The 22,656-nt window shown below is 60.5% G+C and carries 21 protein-coding genes and 1 pseudogene; 7 read left to right on the forward strand and 15 right to left on the reverse strand.

Going from position 1 to position 22,656, the window contains the following annotated elements:
• Positions 1-17: 17 nt before the first annotated feature.
• From P1K31_RS20245 to P1K31_RS20255, 3 genes are all read right to left on the reverse strand, one after another.
• Positions 18-383: a Rieske (2Fe-2S) protein gene (locus P1K31_RS20245; RefSeq protein WP_276306155.1), complete on the reverse strand. Its 366-nt coding sequence runs from the start codon at positions 381-383 to the stop codon at positions 18-20.
• Positions 380-1,456, reverse strand: a complete 1,077-nt coding sequence (locus tag P1K31_RS20250; RefSeq protein WP_276306156.1) for an amidohydrolase family protein — start codon at positions 1,454-1,456, stop codon at positions 380-382. The genes P1K31_RS20245 and P1K31_RS20250 overlap by 4 nt, the downstream gene beginning before the upstream one ends.
• Before the next feature lie 70 nt (positions 1,457-1,526).
• Positions 1,527-2,642, reverse strand: coding sequence for a mandelate racemase/muconate lactonizing enzyme family protein (locus P1K31_RS20255; protein WP_379801565.1), 1,116 nt, complete (start codon positions 2,640-2,642; stop codon positions 1,527-1,529).
• Between the two features lie 297 nt (positions 2,643-2,939).
• On the opposite strand from P1K31_RS20255, the gene P1K31_RS20260 reads away from it, so the two are divergent.
• Positions 2,940-3,278 (forward strand): hypothetical protein, encoded by a 339-nt coding sequence (locus P1K31_RS20260; protein WP_276306158.1) that lies wholly within the window; start codon positions 2,940-2,942, stop codon positions 3,276-3,278.
• Positions 3,279-3,537: 259 nt separating this feature from the next.
• On the opposite strand, the gene P1K31_RS20265 is transcribed toward P1K31_RS20260, so the two are convergent.
• Positions 3,538-4,311, reverse strand: coding sequence for an IclR family transcriptional regulator (locus tag P1K31_RS20265; protein WP_276306159.1), 774 nt, complete (start codon positions 4,309-4,311; stop codon positions 3,538-3,540).
• Between the two features lie 249 nt (positions 4,312-4,560).
• On the opposite strand from P1K31_RS20265, the pseudogene P1K31_RS20270 reads away from it, so the two are divergent.
• Positions 4,561-4,744 (forward strand): annotated as a pseudogene (locus tag P1K31_RS20270) (helix-turn-helix domain-containing protein); the annotation flags it as partial.
• A 661-nt stretch (positions 4,745-5,405) separates the two neighbouring features.
• Here P1K31_RS20270 and P1K31_RS20275 read toward each other — a convergent pair.
• The 3 genes from P1K31_RS20275 to P1K31_RS20285 all read right to left on the reverse strand — a co-directional run bounded on the left by P1K31_RS20275 (position 5,406) and on the right by P1K31_RS20285 (position 8,356).
• Entirely contained in the window at positions 5,406-6,074 is a 669-nt protein-coding gene (locus tag P1K31_RS20275; protein ID WP_276306160.1) for a nucleotidyltransferase family protein, read from the reverse strand.
• A 15-nt stretch (positions 6,075-6,089) separates the two neighbouring features.
• Complete coding sequence (locus P1K31_RS20280; RefSeq protein WP_276306161.1) at positions 6,090-7,238, reverse strand: XdhC family protein; 1,149 nt, start codon at positions 7,236-7,238, stop codon at positions 6,090-6,092.
• 350 nt (positions 7,239-7,588) lie between these two features.
• A complete protein-coding gene (locus tag P1K31_RS20285; protein ID WP_276306162.1) occupies positions 7,589-8,356 on the reverse strand; it encodes an SDR family NAD(P)-dependent oxidoreductase in 768 nt (255 codons plus the stop codon).
• A 230-nt stretch (positions 8,357-8,586) separates the two neighbouring features.
• Here P1K31_RS20285 and hisD point away from each other — a divergent pair, with 230 nt between their 5' ends.
• Both hisD and P1K31_RS20295 read left to right on the forward strand, forming a co-directional pair.
• Positions 8,587-9,855, forward strand: a complete 1,269-nt coding sequence (gene hisD, locus P1K31_RS20290) for a histidinol dehydrogenase (protein ID WP_276306163.1) — start codon at positions 8,587-8,589, stop codon at positions 9,853-9,855.
• A gap of 21 nt (positions 9,856-9,876) precedes the next feature.
• Positions 9,877-10,017 (forward strand): VOC family protein, encoded by a 141-nt coding sequence (locus tag P1K31_RS20295; RefSeq protein ID WP_276306164.1) that lies wholly within the window; start codon positions 9,877-9,879, stop codon positions 10,015-10,017.
• A gap of 491 nt (positions 10,018-10,508) precedes the next feature.
• Here P1K31_RS20295 and P1K31_RS20300 read toward each other — a convergent pair whose 3' ends face one another.
• The 4 genes from P1K31_RS20300 to P1K31_RS20315 form a co-directional block, all read right to left on the reverse strand.
• Positions 10,509-11,018 (reverse strand): OsmC family protein, encoded by a 510-nt coding sequence (locus tag P1K31_RS20300; protein WP_276306165.1) that lies wholly within the window; start codon positions 11,016-11,018, stop codon positions 10,509-10,511.
• A gap of 168 nt (positions 11,019-11,186) precedes the next feature.
• Positions 11,187-12,089, reverse strand: coding sequence for an FAD binding domain-containing protein (locus tag P1K31_RS20305; protein WP_276306166.1), 903 nt, complete (start codon positions 12,087-12,089; stop codon positions 11,187-11,189).
• Positions 12,090-12,208: 119 nt separating this feature from the next.
• Entirely contained in the window at positions 12,209-12,715 is a 507-nt protein-coding gene (locus P1K31_RS20310; RefSeq protein WP_276306167.1) for a (2Fe-2S)-binding protein, read from the reverse strand.
• A 62-nt stretch (positions 12,716-12,777) separates the two neighbouring features.
• Positions 12,778-13,428: an SRPBCC family protein gene (locus P1K31_RS20315; protein ID WP_276306168.1), complete on the reverse strand. Its 651-nt coding sequence runs from the start codon at positions 13,426-13,428 to the stop codon at positions 12,778-12,780.
• 295 nt (positions 13,429-13,723) lie between these two features.
• Between P1K31_RS20315 and mmsA the strand changes: the two genes are divergently transcribed.
• Complete coding sequence (mmsA, locus tag P1K31_RS20320) at positions 13,724-15,205, forward strand: CoA-acylating methylmalonate-semialdehyde dehydrogenase (protein WP_276306169.1); 1,482 nt, start codon at positions 13,724-13,726, stop codon at positions 15,203-15,205.
• Between the two features lie 109 nt (positions 15,206-15,314).
• Here mmsA and P1K31_RS20325 read toward each other — a convergent pair whose 3' ends face one another.
• From P1K31_RS20325 to P1K31_RS20335, 3 genes are all read right to left on the reverse strand, one after another.
• Positions 15,315-17,708, reverse strand: a complete 2,394-nt coding sequence (locus P1K31_RS20325) for a xanthine dehydrogenase family protein molybdopterin-binding subunit (protein WP_276306170.1) — start codon at positions 17,706-17,708, stop codon at positions 15,315-15,317.
• Between the two features lie 215 nt (positions 17,709-17,923).
• Entirely contained in the window at positions 17,924-18,475 is a 552-nt protein-coding gene (locus P1K31_RS20330) for a hypothetical protein (RefSeq protein WP_276306171.1), read from the reverse strand.
• A gap of 1 nt (position 18,476) precedes the next feature.
• Positions 18,477-19,934 carry a sodium:solute symporter family protein gene (locus P1K31_RS20335; protein ID WP_276306172.1) on the reverse strand — a complete coding sequence of 486 codons (1,458 nt, stop codon included), beginning with the start codon at positions 19,932-19,934 and terminating at the stop codon, positions 18,477-18,479.
• A gap of 144 nt (positions 19,935-20,078) precedes the next feature.
• On the opposite strand from P1K31_RS20335, the gene P1K31_RS20340 reads away from it, so the two are divergent.
• Both P1K31_RS20340 and P1K31_RS20345 read left to right on the forward strand, forming a co-directional pair.
• Positions 20,079-20,573 carry a peroxiredoxin family protein gene (locus P1K31_RS20340; protein ID WP_276306173.1) on the forward strand — a complete coding sequence of 165 codons (495 nt, stop codon included), beginning with the start codon at positions 20,079-20,081 and terminating at the stop codon, positions 20,571-20,573.
• 275 nt (positions 20,574-20,848) lie between these two features.
• Positions 20,849-21,706, forward strand: a complete 858-nt coding sequence (locus P1K31_RS20345) for a sulfite exporter TauE/SafE family protein (RefSeq protein WP_276306174.1) — start codon at positions 20,849-20,851, stop codon at positions 21,704-21,706.
• A 25-nt stretch (positions 21,707-21,731) separates the two neighbouring features.
• Here the strand turns inward: P1K31_RS20345 and P1K31_RS20350 are convergent, their stop codons facing one another.
• Positions 21,732-22,436: a cyclase family protein gene (locus tag P1K31_RS20350; protein WP_276306175.1), complete on the reverse strand. Its 705-nt coding sequence runs from the start codon at positions 22,434-22,436 to the stop codon at positions 21,732-21,734.
• Positions 22,437-22,656 lie beyond the last annotated feature (220 nt).

Genomic DNA, 22,656 nt, shown 5'->3' on the forward strand with positions numbered 1-22,656 from the left:
AACTCAGCACACAGCGTCTATACGGAAACGATGATATCCCCGTCCTGAACCGTCACGGAGTATTCCGGGAGCTTGACTTGCTGACGAGAGAGACACTCACCGGTTGTGATGTCGTACTCCCACCCGTGCCATGGACAGTTGAGTATCTGTCCCTCCTTCGTATAGCAGAGTGTAGTTTCGAGATTCTCGCGATCGAACGTGGCTTCGGTGGTACCGGTGATGGCTCCCTCACAGACGGGCCCGGCCTGATGTGGACACCAGTTTGTGTACGCTCGGTACTCTCCATCGATGTTGAACACGCAGATCTCTCGCCCCTCAAGTTGCGTTACGATACGTTCACCCTCACTGATCTCGGTGGTCCGCGCGACGACGTAGTCGGTCATAGACGCAGTCCGAACGCCTCCGCCGCGTTTTTGTAGAGCACCTTCTCACGTTCCTCCGCGGTGAAGTAAGCGCGGAGATGTTTGTCAAGCGCTTCCGGGTGGTCGAAGTCCCAATGCGGATAGTCGGTGGCGAATGCGAGGGAGTCAGCTCCGACGATCTCGATGAGCTGCTGCATATGCTTCGGATCGTTCGACTCTCCGATGGGCTGGCTCGCGAAGTAGAACTCCCGAATATACTCTTCAGGACTCTTCTCCAGCAGCGGCGCTTCGCTGCGTCGGATCGAATACTCCTTGTTGAGTCGGAACATCATCATCGGAATCCAGCCGATACCTGCCTCGAGGAACGTGAAGTTGAGATCCGGGAACTTCACTGGAGTTCCATTGACGATGAGGCTGGTGAGGGTCATCATCTGGCTCCAGGTATGAGCTGCGGTGTGAACCTCGATGAATTTCTCGAACGCCTGATTCTGTCGGGGAAACTCGAACATGAAGGCGCCACCGCTACCGTGGTACCCGATGTGCAGGTCATTGTCTTCGGCCGCCTCGTAGATTACGTCGTAGCTGGGATCACCGAGCGGCGGGTTCGGCCCCGTCGTCGCGATATACGCACCGACGATCTGCTTTTCGTCACCGAGTCGATCGAGTTCCTCCGCGGCCTTCTCAGGATCCTGAGTGGCTAGCGAGGCAAGGCCGTAGAAGTGGTCGTACTCGTCGAGATACTGGTCCAAGAGGAAGTCGTTGTAGGCCGACTGCAGGTGGACTGCCAGATCCGTCTGTGGGAGGCGGGTCAGCTTTGACGTGGCGTTGAGAATTGGATGATCGATACCGAATTCCTCACAGAGGGTCTCTTGGACATCCTCCGGACTCTTGACCGAGTAGTGTTCGATCTTTCCCCGGAGATTGCGATCCCATCCGCTCGATGGAAGCGGCGAGTACCCCTCGTTTACCATGTGACTTCGGAACGGCTCGTCGGTATACTCTGCCACCTCCTTCGGTGAGATGGATAGATGGACGTCCGTATCGACGATGGTTGTCTCCTCTAACAACTTCGACTGTTGTGACTGGGCTGCCATGTGCTACAGTCCCCGGTATATCGGCATAAAATTTTTGTCGGGTTTGGAACTATTTCGGTGAATATCCCCGTTAGCCGGCCGTGATGTCTATCCGTTCCTCTACAAATTCGGAAAGTCGATCTTCGCGGAGTTCGACCCCGTGACCTGGGCTATCACCGACGCTCGCGCTTCCGTCGGTGACCGTCACAGCCTGATTGAAGGGTTCATCGGCCATTTTCAGCATGCCCACATTTTCGACGGGTCGAAATACGTCGTCATGGGATGCAGTGAGTTGGAGTTCGGCGCTGGTCGCCGGCATGAGGCCAAATCCATGACCGACGACACAAGAGATACCAGCAGTTGCAGCGAGATCCAGGGCGCGATGGGTCGTCTGCAGTCCTCCCAATCGCAGGGTCTTCACTTTCAGTCGGTCCGCAGCCTTCCGGTCGATAACCTCCTTAATCTCCCGTAGACCGAGGAGACATTCATCAGCCATGATCGGAATACTCGTCGCCTGCGTCACTGCCTCCAGTCCGTCTATATCATCAAGCGGAACCGGCTGCTCGAGGTGAGCGAGATCGAGTGGTTCTAGTGCCTGCGCGACCTCGATGGCAGTCTCGACGTCGTAGGCACCATTAACGTCGGCTCGTATCTGCATCTCGTCTACGACTGCGTCATGGACGACTTCAACTCGCTGAATATCACGGTCAGCGTCACCATCTAGTTTCAACTTCAACGATTGGAAACCTCGGTCACGCCATCGTTTGGCTTCCGCTACCATCCTTTCCGGTATATCGACTCCGATCCACGCGTTCAATGGTTCTGACGCGCGGCGTCGGCCGCCGAAGAAATCAGCTATGGACCGATGTTCGGCACGGCAATAGAGATCGAGATACGCCATCTCGACAGCACATCGCGCGTTTTCACATCCATCGAGCCGGTCAAGAACTCTGGTAGCCTCGTTCGGATCGTCCGGCGACGCGCGGATAAATGTGGGGAGATACTGGCTCAACACCTTCTGAATCTCGTCGGGTGTCTGTCGAGAGTATCCGGGCGATGGATCCGCCGTACCGATACCCCGACGCCCGTCGACGGTCTCGAGGACGACTAGAACTGCATCCATGAGCGAGAAGTCATGCACTGAGGCACGATACGAACCTCGCATTGGAACGTGTAGACGATAGAGCGTTGCCCTGTGTATCTTCATGATTAGTGGTTTGTTGGAGGACCGAGTCCGTCAGTTCCCTCTCTAGGGCGGCTTCCACGAAAGCAGATTTCGAGGAGATATAAAAATCTTGCGCACAGAGGGGAAGGAACTCGTGTACTGCATTAGTGAGCGGCGAACAAACTCGATAGCTGACCGCGATGGCCGTCACGTATCCATCGATAGGATCTCGACAGAGGGAAATACATTAGAATAATAAATATATCTGTGAGGTCGACGAGAAGGGCACCAGCGATCGTCACGTCTTAGTCCGCCGAGGGTAAACTACAATAGAAGAATATGACTTCACACCACTCGGAACCGCTTCCAGATTGGTGGGTCGAGAACAAGCGTATCAAGGAAGAGCTCGATCTACCTGACTACCGGCCCCCTCGGTTCCTTGATGATGTATATGTCCATGAAAGGGTCTCTACCCTTGAAGACATGTATGACGTGACGATACGATTTCGCGGCATCGACACCCGATACCCGGATGATTGGACAGTCTTTGCCGACGACACACCCCTCTTCGAGGTGGGTCGGCGGCGTGACGTTAACGGAAACACGGTCTATCAACTCTCCGTAAAGCAGTTCGAAGAGCGTTTTGTGGAGGAGATGGATACCATTGAGGATGAGTAGTGAGTTCGACTCTCTATTTCATTTGTTCCTTAGCCACGCTATCAGCGTTTCTGATCACCTATCTCTATCATTCGACGATGGTAAACGCTCTATTTCTCGCCGCTGGCCAAGTATTCCAGTAAAAGCTCTACTGCCGACCGTAATAGAGGGAGAACTTCCAGATGTACGATTCGAACTACATCATCTATTCCCCATCGGTGAACGAAGTTGGATGCATGACATCCATACTGGTGTTATGGCTCCTTTGATTTGACGACGGCTACTGGCTACTTCGGAGTTCTAACTCGATCTCGTTGATGACCCCCAATAATTGATTACGGATCTCTGTCTCTCGTTGTTGCTCCTTGATGCGAAAGGTCGGTCCCGAGACGCTCAGCGCGCCCAACACGCTACGAGGAGCGGTTATCGCGGCACCGATCGCCCATAGTCCCTCAATTCGCTCTTCTCGATTGGTCGCATAACCCTGCTCACGGATGGTGGCTAGTTCTTCAAAGAGTTGGTCACGAGACGTCAACGTCTGTTCTGTCATGGATTTCAGATCCCACTGGTCAATGATACGTTCGACCTGGTCGTCTGGGTATCGCGCGAGAATCGCTTTGCCTGCTGCCGAGGTGTGCAGGTACCGAGGTTCACCGATTCGACTCGCCGTCTGGATGCTACGACTTCCGCGGGCTCGGTAGACGTAGATTCCCCGTCCCTGCTCTTCAATCATGAGTTGTGTCCGCTCATTGGTTTCTTTTGCCAGTCGTTCCATCTTCGGCTTAGCAATATCGTATAAAACGTGCCGTTCTCGTGCGCCGGTTCCGAGGTTGAGAAACAGGAGTCCAACGTAGTAGATATCACCTTCCTGGACCACGTAGCCCCGATTTCGGAGAGTGGCAAGGTGGCTATGGATCGTACTTTTCGGCATCCCGAGTGACTTCGATAGTTCGGCAATCCGAGCACCGTCGACTTCGTGCAGATGTTCGACGATATCGAATGCTGTATCGAGTGATTTGATCGTTTTCCCTGGCGTGTTTCGGTTTGGATCCATATTCAGTGTCCATACACCGAGTATATTTAACGTTCACTGATGGGGAATACGAATCGATACTCCACCGTGTCATAACGGAGGCCATCTCCGGACCTAGCTAGCATCTATCACCTACCGCTTCGAGTATATCGACTATACGTTGACGAATGTACGAACGAACTCGAAAAGTGACTGTGAAGTGTTTTTTGTGTTTTACTGGCACGTATAGTAGCTATTAGAATTATTTACTCGTAAGTGTTGCAGTAGGAGGTGGAGCACCTTGACAAGCTCTCTATCGAAGAGTTGCAAGATGCTCTAAACAAGGTAGACGGAAAGAAGCCGACATAACGACTGTTGGCAGCAATCGCGTACAAGAACGGTATCACACAGACCGAGCGAGCCGAGTGGTACGACGTTCAGCGGCGGACAATCTACAGTTGGCTCGAGCGACTCAAGATTGAGTTGCGCGCCGCGGGGTCGCCGCGCGCACGCGGTCTTCGGTCGAATCGAAGTTCGACCCGCTCGGACGTGCCCGCTCGACGGGGGTATGGGAGGGCGATGATCGCTTTTTCGGTCGATTCGAGGAGCACGCTACCGCCGAGCGCGAAACAGTTCGTTCCCACCTACGCGATCATTCCGACAAGGCGGGGTCGTCGTCCCGACCGTGCCCTATATCTCCGAATCTCGGCCGTCACGATCGCCAGGTCCGCGACGACCTCACGCCCGCGAGACTCGCCGGAACTCGATCCGGTCGGAACGGACCGGAGACGGCTCCGGAAGGCTCCTGGCACCGGTCGGTAGGGTCGCTCGACGAACTCGACGCAGTGTCGATGGCGCTCCTGAACGACTCTCGATCCAGAAATGAGTGTTTATTTTTGATTGATACGACAGACAGGGTGGATCGACGGAGCCGCTCGTAAGATTCGTCCGGATCAGAAAAGAACAGTTCTACCGAGTCTCTGTCCATCAACGGCAGCTAACGGACTCGTCGCTACTGGAAGTTACGACTGGTGGGAATGAGCGCCGACCTGAACGAGTGATGCCTCGTCCATGCCGCCAGTCCACCTCCGGCACTCCAGCCACCGGCACCGCCTCGTTCGACGCAGTCGAGGTCGCTACCGGCCGGTAGCGATGGACTCGAGGTCGGCAGGCGTGTCCACGTCCCGGCGGACGTACGGATCACCCGTCTCCACGAGTATCGATCGATCGCCCTCGAGGAGGAGCCGTCGTCCTCCCACGTCTCCGCGGATGGTGGTCAAGTCCGAGAAATACCGCTCGTCGAACACCACCGGATTGCCTCGTCGTCCCTCGTAGCCAGCCGCGAGGACGTCACCGATCCCGACGCGGTAGGCACGGACGAGGGTGCGGATCGACTCGACGGCCACCAACGGCATGTCCCCCAGCGCGATGAGCGCCGCATCTGCCCGATCACGGACGGCCTCGATCCCCGTCGCGACTGACGTCGCCTGTCCCGCTTCGTAGTCCGCGTTATATACGGTCCCTACCTTGACGTCGCCGAGCGCGGTCTCGACCCGGTCGGCCTCGTGACCGAGCACGACCACCAGCGGCGAGAGGCCGCCCCGGTCGACCGTCCGAACGGTGCGTTCCACCACCGGCGTCCCGTCGAGGGACGCCAAGAGTTTGTTCTCCGGGCCGAAGCGGCTTCCGGTTCCGGCCGCTAGCACCACTCCTGCGACGGATCCCTGCCGGACCGGTTCGCGGTCGTTGACATCCGTCCGGTCCACGACCGGCAATCGCCCGCCGTCATCGTTTCCGTCCGTCATGATCCGCGACCCACCTCAGGGGCCTCGCCCCGTCGATCCGAGTTCGACGCGGTCGTGAATCGGTCCTTCGCGGGCCTTCAGGTGCCCCGGCGTCCGGTCGTTGTGGACGGCTAGCGCTTCGGCGACGACGCTCGTCGCGATCTGGTGGGGCGAGCCGCCGCCGAGGTCGAGGCCGACCGGCGTATACACCCGACCGAGGCTCGCCTCGACGGTCCGTCGCTGTTCCTCGTCATACGACTCGAGTATCTCCTCGAATCGCTCACGGGGTCCCATCAGACCCAGGTATGGGACATCCGTCTTGAGGAGTTCCGCGACGGCAAAGCGATCGTCGACGAAGTTGTGCGACATCACGACGGCATAGGTCCGCTCGTCGAACGTGTAGTCCGTCCGGAGATCGGCCACCCTCGTGGTCCCCGTTCCGTCGGCCTTGGGGAACCTCGTCGCGAGATCGGTCCCGCCTCGGAACCCGATGACCTGGACCCGGAACCCGTTTCGCTTCCCGCACTCGACCAGTGGGACTACGTCGTGCCCGGTGCCGAGAATCGCGAGCACCGGCAGCGGTGCGACGCCGTCGACGAAGACCGTGACCAGTTCACCGGGGACGGCGATTGATCTCGACTTCCCGTTCGTCGCGAGATCCGCTGCCGCGTCCGCGACGGCGTCGACGATGGATATCGGCAGCTGACCTCCCTCGTCGGTCGATCCGTCGGGGCGCACGACCGTCCGATTTCCCACCACGATGTCGTCGCGGGCCGACTCGACGGCGGTCACGACTGCAACGGGATCGTCGTCCGCGTAGGCGGAAGCGACGGGTTCGAACGAGGCGTCCAGCGGTTCGAGAAGGATGTCGGTGATCCCGTTACACCCGACGCCCAGCCCCCAGACGTCGTCGTCGTCCATCAGGTCGTAGGTGACGACGGTGGGTTTCCCGCTTTCGATCACCTTACTCGCCAACTCCACGACTTCGTCCTCAAGACAGCCGGTGGTGATGGTGCCGGTCCCGTCGCCTCCCTCCTTGATCACCGCTTTCGCACCAGGGCGCCGGTAGGCGCTGCCCTCCACGGCGACGACGGTCGCCAGTGCCGCCCGGCGATCACTGTCGGCCATCGCCGCGATGGTAGAGTGAACCTCGTGGACCGGGGCACTCCATGCACTTGATTCCATCACTGATGACCAGTGGCTGGAGGCATATCTGTGTTACTCTTGGACCGATCACAGGGCAGGGAACGGCTGAGCGGATTTTCCGCCTGGTTCGGAACGACGGTGTCGCTCGTAGCACTCGTCCGAATCAAGAAGGAACACGTATATCGAATCCCTGTCCGTCAATAGCAGCTAACGAACTCCTTGCTACTGGGAGTTACAACCGGTCGGGATGAGGGTTGGTGTTAATCGCTACGTCCCGTATTCGGAACGCTTCCATCTCCCCGCAACGTAAATCTCGGCGAGAGAAAGCCGCATCTGCACCGTTCAGAACTTGAAACAGGCAGACAACCCTGGTGGTTCGCCATGTAGAGTCAGTACCACGCCGTTCCACCGTCTACGTTTATATCCTGGGCGGTGATCGTCTGGGCACGTCCGCTGGCGAGAAACGCGACTACCTCGGCAACGTCATTAGGTTCGACGAGCGAACCCAGTGCGGAGTCATCGGTAAACACCTGCCGTTTGGCTTGCTCGTACTCGATACCTAGGTCATCAGCTTGAGCGTCAATGACGGCCTCGATTCTCGGCCCTTTCGTCGCTCCAGGACATACTGCATTGACAGTGACGTCATCGTTCCCGAACTCAACAGCGAGCGTTCGGGTGAGTCCGATGACCGCCATCTTCGAAGCCGTGTACGGCGTTCGATTTCGTAGCGGCCGTTTACCGCTGATCGACGAGATATTGACGACTCGGCCACGGTCGCTGTTTCGCAAGTGGTTCGCGGCGTGTTTCGTAGTCAGGAACATTCCCCGGACGTTGACGGCCATCGTCCGATCCCATTCCTCTGCCGTCACCTCCTCGATCGGTGCAGTCGGACCGGCGATCCCCGCATTGTTGATCAGGCAGTCTAGGCCGCCGAAGGCATCTACCGTCTCCTCGATTCCCTCGATGACCGACGATTCGTCCGTGACGTCGACGGTGAGCGGCAACGCCTTCGTGTCTATCTCGTCGGCCGTCTCGTAAACGCCGTCGCTTCTCGCCGCGAGCGCGACGTTCGCCCCGTAGTCGGCGAGCGTAATCGCGATCTCCCGTCCGATACCCTGGCTTGCGCCCGTCACGAACGCATTCACGTCCTGAAGCATAGTCATGTGTTCACACCTTCCTGAATAGATGTTGTGGTAGGTGGCTCCACCCTCACTAGACTAGTCACCGGACGATGTTCTCGGCGGACCGAACGGCGCAGGCTGAGCGAGCGCAAGCGCGAACGACGTGAACCAGGCCGCCGGACGGTGGCTCGGTCGGATGATTCCGAGGGAGCCGTCGCGTTTGTTACCGACCATAGTTTTATACTGAAATCCGCGCATGGTAAGCCATGGTCGGGCATACCTATCTGAAGGAAGCGACGGAGACGGAACGCGAGATCAACGAACAGGTGACTGACTCCGTCGCGGACATTCTCTCGGCGGTTCGGACGGACGGAGACGGGGCGGTTCGCCGCTTCACCGCGAAGTTCGACGACGTAGAGCGAGACTCGTTCAGAGTGACGGACGACGAGATCGATGTCGCGACGGAGGGACTTGAGGCCGACGAGACGGAGGCGATCGACAAGACGATCGAGAACGTGCGCGAGTTCCACAGCGCACAACGTGACAACATCCAGGGGTTCGAGCGGGAGTTCAGGCCAGGGGTGATGCTCGGCCAGCGGGTCGTCCCGATTCAGACGGCCGGCGTCTACATCCCAGGTGGGGCCCACCCGCTCGTCGCGACGCCCGCGATGACCATCGTCCCCGCGACGGTCGCCGGCGTCGAGCGAATCGTCGCCTGCGCGCCACCGCAACCGGATGGGACAGTCAACGACGCACAGCTCTACGCGATGGACCGGGCCGGTGCCGACGAGATCTACGCGATCGGCGGTGCGCAGGCGATCGGAGCGATGGCCTACGGAACGGACTCCGTCCCGTCGGTCGACATCGTCACCGGTCCGGGCAATGTGTTCGTGACGGAGGCGAAACGGCAGGTCTTCGGCCACGTCGGCGTCGACTTCCTCGCCGGCCCGACGGAGGTTCTCATCGTCGCCGACGAGTCGACCGATCCGGGACTGGTCGCAACCGATCTCCTCGCGCAGGCCGAACACGACCCGAACGCGAAAGCCGTGCTCATCGCGCTCTCGGAGTCCTTCGGCCGCGAGGTCCTCGACGAACTCGACGCGCAGTTCCCCGGCATTCGAACGGAGGAGACCGCCCGCGAGAGCTGGGAGGAAAACGGGGAGGTCGCGGTCGTCCCGAACCGCGAGGCGGCCGTCGACCTCGCGAACGAGTACGCGATGGAGCACCTCCAGCTCATGGTGGAGTCGCCCCGGGAACTCGTCGACGACCTCTACAACTACGGGTCGTTGTTCATCGGGGAGCATGCCCCCGTCGTGTTCGGCGACAAGGCCGTCGGGACGAACCACTGTCTCCCGACGCTGCAGGTCGCCCGCTACAGCAGCGGCATCTGGGTTGGCACCTACCTGAAGACGCCGACGCACCAGGAGCTGACTGCCGAGGCGGCGGCCGACCTCGCCCCCCACGCGGCGAAGATCTGTGAACTCGAGGACACGCACGCCCACCAGCTCTCCGCGGAAGCGCGGCTGCGTGATTAACACGGGATCGACACGGCCGTCGTGCGCCTCACCCACGCGAGCGTCGTCGCCCACGACCTCGAGGAATCGGTCGTGTTCTACGAGACGGCGCCCGGACTCGAACGCCTCCCGACGCCCAACTTCGAGGTGCCGGTGGCGTGGGCGAGCTGCGGCGACGGATAGCTCCACTTATTCGAGCGTGAGGTTCCCGCGCTGGAGTACCACCACGTCGGCCTCACCGTGGAGATTTCTAGTTGACGTTAGAGATTATCGTGGAAAGCAGATTGTTCGCTAGCGAGGATAATTCGGCGACGCCCCACTATACGTCCTTCCCGTCAGCGTCGTCCACTGTACCCCGAAGATCAGACGGGCAACCTGATCGAGGCGGACTGGCCCGAGGTCACCATCCTCCCGCCGGCAGTCGAAGCCGAAAACGAGGACAGACCGGTCATCAAGCGTCGACAATTCGTCGACGAATTCATGGGAGCAGTCGTACTCGACGATGGCGTCACCCGAATCGGGGGTTGAGTACCGTCGGCTTCCTCATACTACCGAGCCTGACGATTCCAATCACTCTACACCATTGATATAAATTTTCATTTCACTCTCAGTAAATTCGGTTCCTGTTGCGGCGACACAACGTAGCGGAAACGGGATATGTCTGGATCCATGGCTCACTGCTCATCAACCGTGCCGAGCGGGGAATCGACGATTTCGAGCGCGGTAAGCGGCGTGTAGTCGATGCCGCCCGAGAGACTCTGTCCGACGATACACCCCTGGTCGTACGTGATCAGGCACTGATCGGCCTGGTCTCTGTATGCCGCCGTCGTGGTCAGTACCATCTCTACGGTGATGTGGCCGAGACGTAATGCGGTGTGTGGCGGCATCTCCTCGGGGTGGTCGTCGTCCCGATAGTACTCATCTACGACGGCATTGCACTCGATCCGATACGTGTCGACCCCGTTCCGTTCGAGACACTGGACGAGAACGGAGACCTGACACGAGGCGAGGCTCATCACGAGGTAATCGACGGGTGCGGGGTGATCGTCGTGTCCCGCCAACCCACCGGGCAGCCACGTCGGTTCGTCCGCGACGAGTTCGTGCTTGCCGCGCAGCGTCGCCGTCTTGTACGTATCCTCGGACGAGACTCGTAGTTCCGCCGTGAACGGCTCTCTATCGTTCATACTGATACCTCCACGACTGCTATCGGAGTAGGTCGATATAAATCATACACCCGAACGACGCCTACGGGGTGGCTGAGACGAGTCGGGTGCGCAGGTGCCTGTGACGTCGGCTCGTTCCACACGTCGTTCGGATTCGCGCGCCCTCGGATACGATCGCCGTGGCTCGTGTCAGCGGCTGTTCGGTCTCGATCCGACGTCGGCTCGCTCAGCCGCCGATTCGAGTGCGCGTTCCGTGTACACGTTCAGCAATTGCTGGCGAAACTCGCCCGAGGCGTGGATGTCTTCCATAATTAGCGCCGCGTCGAGGCTGTCGTCCGCGTGTTCGGCCGCATCAGCGATCGTTTCGGGGGTCGCCGCGGCGCCGACGAGCGAGCGCTCGACTGCTGGGAGCCGAACGGCGTGGTCGAGGACGCCAGTCGCGGCCACGCGAGCGGTTCGAATGGTATCGTCGGCGATTTCGAGGACGGCGGCCACTCCGACGATCGCGAAGCCGGACGACGGACTCGCCCTCTTCACGTATGCGCCGCCGCTTCCCACGGCGTCGAGGGCTGGGAGTTCGATGTGTGTGAGGAGTTCGTCAGGCTGAACATCGGTCATGTACATTCCCATGAAGAACTCGTCGGCCGGCACCGTCCGTTCACCATCTGGCCCACGGACGACGATCACCGCCTCGGAGACGAGAGCCGCGCCGGGCAGGTCGGAGGCAGGATCCGCGTGGGCGATGTTCCCCCCGACCGTCCCGCGATTTCGAACCTGGACGTCACCCACCGCCGCTGCCGCTTCCGCGAACGCCGGGGTACGCTCGCGGAGCGGGCGCGAACTCGCGACCGCGTCGTAGTTGGTGAGCGCCCCGATCGAGAAGTGCCCTCCGTCATCGACGATACCGTTCAACTCGTCGATGTGGCCGATGTCGATGACGATGTCGGGAGCGGCCAACCCTGTTTTCATCGTCGGAATCAGGCTGTGCCCGCCAGCCAGCAGCTCCGTTTCTTCGAAGCGATGCTCCTCGAGCAACGCGATCGCTTCGGCGACCGTCTTGGCTCTGTAGTAGTCGAACTCCCTAGGATACATGACTGCTCCGTATCGGAACTGTTCGTCCTCGACCGACGACCGAAGGGATCAACTCGGCCGCTCGCGCGCGCCGGAACTGAGGCCCGCCTGCGAGCCGACGAGCGTCGCTCACGGACACGCTACTCCTCACGGTGCTCCTCGAGCGTGGACTCTGACGGTGCCATCTTCTCCGCCGCAGACTGTACTGCCTTCACGATATTCTGGTACCCCGTGCACCGACAGAGGTTGCCCTCGAGTGCGTGTTCGATCTCGGCTTCGTCTGGATCCGGCGTGGTTTCGAGCAGCGATGCCGCGCTCATCATCATCCCCGGGGTACAGTAGCCACACTGGAGCCCGTGTTCCTCGGTGAACGCCTGCTGAATCGGGTGCAACTCGTGATCCTCACACATCCCCTCGACTGTCCGTACCGCGGTTCCGTCAGCCTGCACCGCCAACACCGTGCACGATTTCACGACGTCACCGTTCAACGATACGCTACACGCGCCGCAGATACTGCTCTCACACCCGACGTTCGTCCCGGTGTATCCTAGCGTGTCCCGGAGCGTGTGAGCCAGCAGTTCATTCGACCTGACCTCTAGTTCGTGTTCTGTCCCATTCACGGTGAGTTCGATTTTGTGCGTTGACATCTTACTGATCCTTCCTCCGTGGGTGGGGTGTGGACTACTGTGCGCTCGCTCCGGCCCCGGCGTCACTTCCCGTCACGGGACACGAACGACTGAAACCGGCCGGTGAGGCCGCCGTCGGCCTCGGCGGTCGACTGTTCGTCCGCTTCGGTGGTCCGACTCTCCACCTGGCTGTCGTCCGAACGCTCGTTTTCTCGAGCGATCTCCGTTTGGATCTGGGTGAAGAACCGCTGTACGATCTTGTTCGCGGCAGGGTTCAGCAGTCGCTGGCCCATCTGTGCGATTCGGCCGAACACGTCCGCGCTCGACCACCAGTCGACCGTGACGCCCGTGTCGGTCTCGGTGAGGGTCATCCCCGAGGCCATCTCGAAGGAACTGGAACCCGACTTTCCCTCGCCGGACGCCTCCATTTCGGGAAACTCGCGTTTATCGATCGTCACGACGGTCTCGAAGCGTGGCGTTACTGCCCCGACGTTGACTTGCACTAACGCCGCGTACGATTTCCCCTCCTCGAACGACGGCCGGTCCGCATCGTCCGGTTCCCCGTCGCTCTCCCGGTCGGCCAACTCACGGAAATTCACCTCGGCGTCGTCATCGACCTCGACGAGGAACACGCACCCGGGAAGTGCGCGTTCGATCACTGCGGGGTCTGACAGTCCGTCCCAGACCTCGTCGATACCCGAGTCAGTTATCTCGAACGTTCCATTGAACTCCATGTTTCACCTCTAAAGCCGTTACGTGCGTTCCACTGGGAGCACATGCCACAGTAGATTGCCCCCACCGTATTCAATCTTTGTGCTCCGTATCCGCTCGGTGTCCGCAGATCGGACGGACGCGACCCGTCTCGATCTGTTCGGGGAGCGTGTTATTACATACAGGGGTCCTCGACGCGTCGATCGAGGGACGACTGAGTCCGCACTTCGCCGTGGGTAGCGAACAGAAGCCATTACGATGGCGGATCTACGCGCCGACGCGAACCTTTAATAGCCGGTGAGTGCGTTCTGTTCGCGTATGGCAGAGTCGAGATCTCGTTCGAAGAGCGGTGAAATCCAAAATCACGTCGGCGGACGGTGGAAGGCGCCGACTGGCGAGTCCGGGCAGGACGTCGTCAACCCCGCAACAGGCGAACGATTAGCGTACACGCAGTTCAGTTCCGTCGCCGACGTCGACGAGGCGGTCACGGAAGGGCGGAAGGCGTTCGAGGAGTGGCGATCCACACCGGTCGTCGAGCGTATCCAACCGATGTTCGAGCTGAAGGGGCTGCTTGAGGAGAACCTCGAAGAACTGACCGAATTCCTCGTTCGCGACCACGGGAAGACCAGGACCGAGGCGAGGGGAGAGCTGCGCCGTGGTATCGAGAACGTCGAGGTCGCCTGCGGGATCCCCACGATGCTCCAGTCCGGGTCACTGCTCAACGCTGCCCCGGGCATCGACGAAAGCGCCGTCAGGAAGCCGCTCGGCGTCTTTGCCGCGATCACTCCCTTCAACTTCCCAGGTATGATCCCACTGTGGTTCCTTCCCTACGCCGTCGCGACGGGGAACTGCTTCGTCCTCAAGCCGAGCGAAAAGGTCCCGCTCGTCGCGTCCCGACTCGTCGAGCTGATCGGAGAGACTAGCCTGCCGGACGGTGTCGTGCAGTTGGTGAACGGTGGGCCGGAGACCGTGACCGCACTGCTCGAACACGAGGGCATCGCCGGAATCTCGTTCGTCGGCAGCACGCCGGTCGCGCGACACGTCTACGAGACCGCGGCCAAGAATGGCAAGCGGGTGCAGGCCCAGGGCGGCGCGAAGAACTACCTCATCGTTACTGAGACCGCAGACATCCAATTCGCCGCCGAGCAGACACTCTCGTCGTGCTTCGCCTGCGGCGGAGAGCGGTGTCTCGCGACGGACATCGCGGTCGTCGAAGAGTCGGTCTACGACGAATTCGCGGAGGAACTCCTCGCGCAGGCGAGGCAACTGACGGTCGGCTATGGGCTCGAAGACGGCGTGGATATCGGCGCCCTCATCGCGCCCGATCACGTGGACGCCGTTCGAGAGTTCATCGCGACGGGGATCTCCGAAGGGGCGGAGCTGCTCCTCGACGGCCGGGGTCTCAGCGTCGAGGGCTACGAGGAGGGGAACTTCCTCGGCCCCACCGTCTTCGGTGACGTCGGGCCCGAGACGGTCCTCGCGCAGGAGGAGATATTCGGTCCGGTTCTCGGCCTCATGCCGGCTGCGGATATCGACGAGGCGATCGAGTTTCTGAACGGAACCCGCTTCGGCAACGCGGCCAGTCTCTTCACGGGGAGCGGCGCGGACGCGAGGACGTTCCGCCACCAAGCCGATATCGGTAATCTAGGGATCAACGTCGGCACGGCGGCTCCGATGGCGTTCTTTCACTTCGGCGGTCGGAAGAACTCGTTCTTCGGTGATCTCCACGCGCAGGGCGAGGACATGATTCACTTCTACACCGACAAGTCGATCTACATCGAGCGCTGGCCAGACGCGTAATCGACGATCAGTGAAACGGTTTCTTTGGTGAGTGCCACGACCCCGTTGAGCAGGCTGTTTACCACAGCCCGGAGCCGACTCTGCGAGCGTCCGAGGACGCGGACGCTCCCTAGTCGTCGGTCGCGTCCCGCACTGCTCGCCACACCTTCTCCGGCGTGAGCGGCATCTCCAGGTGATCGATACCGAAGGGACGCAATGCGTCGGTGACTGCGTTCACGACCGCCGGCGGTGCGCCGATCGTGCCCGCTTCGCCGACCCCCTTCACGCCCAACGGATTCAGCGGCGAGGGGGTGACGGTGCTCGCCAACTCAAGTTGCGGAACGTGCTCGATCTTCGGGAGCGTGTAGTCCTGAAACGAACCGTTCACGAGGGTTCCGTTGTCGTCGTAGACTGCCCCTTCGTACAGCGCGGCCCCGATACCCTGTGCGACCCCCCCGTGGATCTGTCCATCGACGATCTTCGGATTGATCTGCGTACCGCAATCGTCGACCGCGACGTAGCGTTCGAAGTCGACGTCCCCGGTTTGGGGATCGACCTCGACGATGGCGACGTGGGTCCCGAACGACCACGTCATGCCGTCCGGATCGAAGTACGAGGTCGCCTCCAGGCCGGGCTCCATCCCCTCCGGGAGGTCGGTCGCGAGGTGTGCGATCACCGCGATCTCCGCCAGCGTCAGCGAACGGTCGGGCTCACCCCGAACGACGCAGCGCCCGCGGTCGAAGGAGACGTCCTCGAGTGGTACGTCGAAGCGGTGGGCTGCGATCCGGCGGCACTTCTCGACGACCTTCTCCGCGCTCTTGACGAGCGCGCTCCCACCCATGACGGCCGCGCGGCTGCCGAAACTTCCACTCCCGGCCGGGCCGTCTTTCGTGTCCTTACCCTCCGTCACCGCGACCTGCTCGACATCCACGCCGAGTGTATCGGCGACGACCTGTGCGTGAGTGGTCTCGCTCCCCTGGCCGTGGCTCGCGGTGCCACAGTAGGCGATCACTTCACCGGTTTCGTGGACGCGGACGACGCCGCTCTCCCAGAAGCTGGATCTGATCGTCGACTCGGGGAGATCCACCCCGAGCAATTTCGAGGCGTTCGTGGGCGCGAAGCCGCCGGGCTCGATGAAACACGAGAAGCCGATTCCGACGTACCTGCCACGGGTGCGTAGCTCCGCCTGGCGCTCGCGGAACTCGTCGTAGTCGACCATCTCGAGCGCTTTCTCCAGGGTCCCTTCGTAGTCGCCGCTGTCGTACGTACTTCCGAGCGGCGTCTCGTACGGAAACGCCTCGGGCGGGATGAACTGCGAACGGCGAAACTCGACCGGATCCTCGTCGAGTTCGCGGGCGACCAGCTCCATCACACGCTCGATCGTAAATGCGGCCTCGGCTCGCCCCACCCCCCGGTATGGCGCTGTCGGGGTTGCGTTGGTGAACACGCCGAAACTCTCGAAGTAGATCTCCGGGATCGTGTACTGGCCCGAGAGAAGCGGCCCGAACGTCGTCGCGGCTCCCACGACCCCCTTCGACGAGAGATCACCACCGATCCCCGCGTACGTGGTGACGGACAGGCCGGAGATCCGTCCGTCGCGTACCGCAACGTCGGCTTCGATGACCTGTCCTCGACCGTGTTCGTCGGCCTGAAACGCCTCGGTGCGGGTTTCGATCCACTTAACCGGACGTTCGAGCTGCATGGCACAGAACGCAGTCAGCGTCTCTCCCGGGTAGTACATCGTCTTGCTCCCGAATCCACCGCCGACGTCCGGGGTGATTATGCGTATCTTGCGCTTCGGGTGGTCGAGTACCTGGGCCATCGCCTCCTGATGGGTGAACGGAAATTGACTGGGCAGGTGAACCGTCAACTCCTGCGTGACGGAGCTATACTCGGCTACTGCCCCCCGCGGGTCCAGCGCGTTCGGGACGATTCGCTGATTTTCGAACTCGAAGCTGAACGTCCGGTCTGCGTCCGCAAATGCCTCAGCCGTTCGTTGCTTATCGCCCGTCTCCCAAGTGAAGGCGACGTTGTTCTCCGCGCGCTCGTGGATCGAGGGTGCGCTCTCCGCGATCGCCTCCGTCGGGTCGATGACTGCCTCGAGCCGTTCGTAATCCACGCTGATGAGATCAGTCGCGTGGTGCGCGGCGTACCGGTCCTCCGCGACGACCACTGCGATCGGTTTTCCCTGGTATCTCGCCTTCTCACGCGCGAGGACCGCGTGGTCGGTGTCGGCGATGTTCGGTACCCGATAGATGTAGGGAATGCTTCCCACACCCGCGTTCTCCAGGTCTGTCGCCGTGTAGACGGCGAGGACCTTCGGGTGACGCTCGGCTTCGCTCGTATCGATGCTGTTGATACGAGCGTGGGCGAATTGACTGCGGAGAATTGCTGCGTGAACCATCCGTGGTCGCGCTATGTCGTCGATATACGTCGCCGTGCCAGTGATCAACCGCGGATCCTCCTGTCGATCGACTTCCTCCCCGATCATGCCATCTGAATCGTCCATCGTGTCGTCTATCATGGTTGTGGGTTGTCGCTCCGGCTTACTGAGCAGCCGTTTAACACTCCCCTGTGCACTCTTCGATCGTCGGTGTATTGAATCCTCCTGGCGTTGTACCGTTCACCGGCATCAGCCTACGGCGGATAGTGGATTGAGGGGCCCCCGCAGCTTCGTTCCACCGGAGTTCCCGCGCTACCCCCCGACGGTTGAGAAGCGGTTCGGGAATGGAGGTCCGCTCACTCACGGTTCGCGACCAGCTTTCGCCCCTCGTCGGTCGGTTCGATCTTATACCGGAGGATCCCTCTCTCGACGGCCAGTCCGGCGTCGACTATCCGGTTGAACAGGGCTGTACACTGGTAACACGAGTCGCTGAACTCGGTCCGCTCGATGAGCTGGTTCGTCGACGGAAACGTACCGTGTTCCTCCTCGTACTCGATGACCGCTTTGAGGACGTTCAACGCCTCGATAGAGATTCCGTACTCCCCCAGCAGGCTCGTCTCCTCCTCGGAGAGGGGCGGCACGGCCGATCGTCCCCGCTCGGTGAGGGTTATTTCGAGGAAGCCGTTGAAGCGATTTCCGTTTCGTCGCAGGTAGTCCAGATCGATCAACCGATCGATTCGGAGCATATAGGTCGAACAGTCCCACCCCTGTCCCTCCTGGTCCAGCTGGGGGCCGCAGTAGTCGAGGATGTCCGCCACGTAGCGGAATCCTTTGTTGACCGCGGTCAATATCGTGAGATCGATCTCTGAGAGTTCGTCCGACTGTTGTGTTGTTGCGTTCGTTGACATACTAGTCGCCTCCTTTGGGCGTAGTGGTGGTCGAAAGCGATTCGGTCGATTTGCCCCACCAAGAGCCAGTAATGCGGACGAGGGCGCTCACACTGTAGAACGTGACGAGACTCACGGCACCGGAGATCCAGAGCGTCTGAATCTGGGCGTTGATAGGGCTGAAGAACTCCCAGTAGAAGATCGCGACGATCACCGCAGCGATCATGATCACGGTGCCCTCTTTCGTGCCGAATCTGGTGAGCCAAGAGTCCATCGAGAGGACGAACAGCGGCCCACCCATCGAGAGTGCGAACGCGATCATCTGTGGAAGCGAGCCGGGATACGACGTCGCGAGGAAGATCGTCAGCACGCCCATGCCGAGGATGGTGATACGGCTGTACCGCAGGAGCTCCCTTCGCGAGTTAATACCGGTGAACCGCTGGAAGAAGTCGCGGGTGACCGTGTTCGCCACCATCTGGTACATCATGTCCGCGGTGCTCATCGTGGCCGCGATCACGCCGCTGACAGCGAGTGCGCCCAGCCACACCGGCGTTTCCTGGGCGAGCAGTAACCCGAACGCCTGTGCGGGGTCGTCGGGCGCAACGAGCATACGGGCCCAGAGGCCCAATACCGCACCCATGAGGCCACAGAACCCCACGATGACGATCGAGAGCATCCAGCCTCGTCTGACGGTTCGTTCGTTTCGCGCGGCGCTCGCCCGCATCCAGTAGTGCGCCGAGTTCGCGAGCAGGATGTTCAGCCAGACGAACGTGATGACCGTTCCACCAGCCAGGCCGAAGACTTCCATCGACCCGAACGGGAACGAGAGCATCTCGGGCGTGATATTTTCGCCCACCGTCGGCAATCCGTGGTTCACGAACAGGTAGACCGGAACTGCGATGAACACCGCCGTAACGACCCAGATCGCCTGGATGAAATCGGTGATGGAGATGCCCCACATCCCGGCCAGGAGGGCGTAGATCGTGATCGTACCGCCGATCACGATTATCGTGACGGTCGTGTCGGTGCCGAAGGCACCGGCCACCAGCGCACCCGCGCCGACGTACTGGAACGCGCCGGCGATGATGCCGAACACCATCGTGGCGACGAGCACCGAGAGCCTGCCGCTCACACCGTACTGGTACTCAAAGTATTCCGCGGGCGTGTATCCGCCGGTGTAGCGCCAGAAACCGGCCCAGGTGGCCATCACGAGCGCCATTCCCACGACCCAACCCCACAGGAACCAGGCCCCACCGATCCCGAAGAGGAACCCCATGAGTACGACTGTGGGAACGAACCCCCCGGAGAGGATGATCGCGACCAGACTCGCGCTCGTGATCACGGCCCCCATCTCCCGACCGGCGACCATGAAGTCGCTCTCGTCGCCTATCCATTTCTTTCCCACGTACAGTGCGATCGCCAGGATTATCACCAAGTATCCAGCGACTATGAGTCCGTATGCTAGTTCATGACCTGACATGTGATACCCTCGTCCACTATACAATATTATAGACACATAACTTTAACTGATGATCAGGCAGAACGTCCAGCGCAGTCGCCCACGAATTGATAGCCAATTGATTGATGGGAACGTATTTATACGCTCACTGTGATCCTTGACCGTATGAGCTTAGTAGGCCAGCAAGCACCTGATTTCGAACTCGAAAGTACGTCCGGAAAGACGGTGACGTTATCGGACACGCTGAGTAATGGTCCGACTGTGATCGTCTTCTTCCGCGGCTACTGGTGTTCGTACTGCCAGGAACACCTCCGGACGTTCAGCCACCTCAACTACGACCTGTGGCGGCATCTGAACGTGGACATCCTCCCGATCAGCAGCAGTACGGTGCCGGACCTCGTCGAGATGCGCGACCGGTTCGAGCTCACCCTTCAACTCCTCTCGGACGAGGACCTCGAGGTCACGAGACAGTACACCGACACGGAGGACAACAGCAAGCACGGAGAGATCCCTGTCCCGTCGACCGTCATCGTCGATACCGACGGTATCGTGCGCTACCAGCAGATCGGTGACGATCCCGCGGACCGAACGTCCGCGAATCTGGTCCGCCACATCCTCAAGAACGACTTCGAACACCCGTATCCCGAAAAGTACTATTAAGACCCTGGGGACGAACGGTTCGACTGATTTTTCAAAACGATCTCGTACGCACGGTCGCCGCACGTCACGAGGACACGTTGGCACCGTTCGATTGTTATCCCCTACTCCGTTCAGGCACCGGTGGTCGTCGGTGTGGTTCATCTCTCCACTCCGGAGGCGACACGGACGACTTCGCTACGGCGCCTCGACGATCGAAACGTGCAACCAGTCCAGTCGGACTACGACTACGGTTCAGGGGGCGAAATATTCAAGCGTCGACCGTCCAACGGACAGCCATGCTCTTCGGTTTTGCTGTCTGGGACCTGCTCTGTATCGTCCTAGTCTCCTTTTCGGTGTGTGTACTCGCCACCGCGCTCGCGATCGAGAGCGCTGCGCTCTTTGTCCCGATCATCCTCGTCGTCTTTCCCCGGCTCGTTCCTAGCTTTCCCACCCTTACTACGAACGGCGCTGTCGGCCTCACGCTCGTCATCATGGTCTTTGGCCAGACGAGCGCCGTCAGCGGGTACTGGTATCGGGGGCAGATCGACTGGCAGACCGCGAGAGCGATACTCGTCCTCACGATTCCGTTCGCCGTGTTCGCGCGATTGATCTCGTTTCTGGTACCCTCCTCGTGGCTCCTAGCGCTATTCGCTGTGTTCGTATTGGTGCTGGCAGTCGTCGTTGCCGTCGCTCACTCTACGCGGTGGGGGTCGACACGTCGCGCGGCCTCTGCCGGGAGTTCGGCGGTAGCCATCCGGATATCGGCGTTCGATGCGATCGCGTTCAGGGTTTCGGGCCTATTCGCGGGACTCGTCGGCTTCTCGGTGGGGGAGGTCTCGAACACCATTCTGAACGCGAAAAACGGCGTTCCGATGCAGTTCTCCGTCGGGACGAGCACTCTCGTGCTCTATCTCACGCTCCTCGCCGCGACGCTCACGAACCTCGGCGTGGTTCAGTTCGGCGTATTCTCGGGGCAAGAGGTGGTGGTTCCGTGGTATGTCGCGGGGATTATCGCGCCGGTCGTACTAGTCGGCGGCCAGGTAGGGGCGTTTTTCAATAGCCGTCTCTCCGAGCCGACGATCGCGAAGGCGATGATCGCGACGTACGTGCTCGTCGGCCTCGTCTCGTTGAGCCGGGCCTGGACCCTGTTCTGAGGGACTGTCCCCACATTCGAGCGAGTCACTCCTCGACGAGCGCGACCGGACGTATCGGCGACCCGGTCCCGTCACGGATCGCGAGTGGAAAGCCGACGAACGTGAAGTCGACGCCGACGATCCGATCGAGGTTGCGCAAGTTCTCGACGTGCGGGAGGTCGTACTCCTTGCACAGCGTGTGGCAGGGGTACGTCAGGTCGTCCGGGGTGTCAGGGCTTGGCTGATCGACGCCGAAGTTCGTGACCCCGTTGTCGATGATCCACTGCGTCGCATCGGCACTCAGTCCGGGGTAATTCTCGGAGTACGCCCGTGTCGGATAGGTATCGTCGTAGTGACCAGTCCGGATGAGCAGGGTGTCGCCGTCGTTCGGGGTGACGTTCGCCCGTTCGCACGCCGTCTCGAGATCCGCGACCGAGATGTACTCCCCCGGCTCTCGGTGAGAGACGTCGATCGCCTTTCCGGGCGTGTAGAAGCGTTCGAGCGACAACTGATCGACGGATGCGCCGTCGGGTCTGTAGTGCCGGGGAGCGTCGACGTGTGTCGGCCCGTGGTCGCACAGCAACAGTGCGTTCGTTTCGAATGTGAACGGCGGTTCGTGACCGAGTTCCCGTGAGAACACGTGAGCCGTGTCCTCGTGAGAGGTGTCGGTCCAGATCTGGGTTTTCTGATGGGTATGATACACGGGGTGGCCCGAGTAGATCGGCTGGGCGAGGTCGACAATGTCTACCATGTGTCGGACTCTCTGTCCGCGATTATCAAGTTTTCTGCTCGGAATCACCCGTTACCGGGCACTCCTCACCGAGGTCGCGTTCACCGTGCGACCGTCTCCTTGCGTGACGTGCAGCGGTCGCGTTGGTCGCGCTTGACCGCCGAGTCCGGATAGCGGGCGGTCGCGCGCTCTACCGGGCTATCACTGACCACGATCACTCGATCCATCCTCTCGTTTTCCG

This window comes from Halomarina halobia, from assembly GCF_029338575.1.
Taxonomy (GTDB): domain Archaea; phylum Halobacteriota; class Halobacteria; order Halobacteriales; family Haloarculaceae; genus Halomarina; species Halomarina halobia.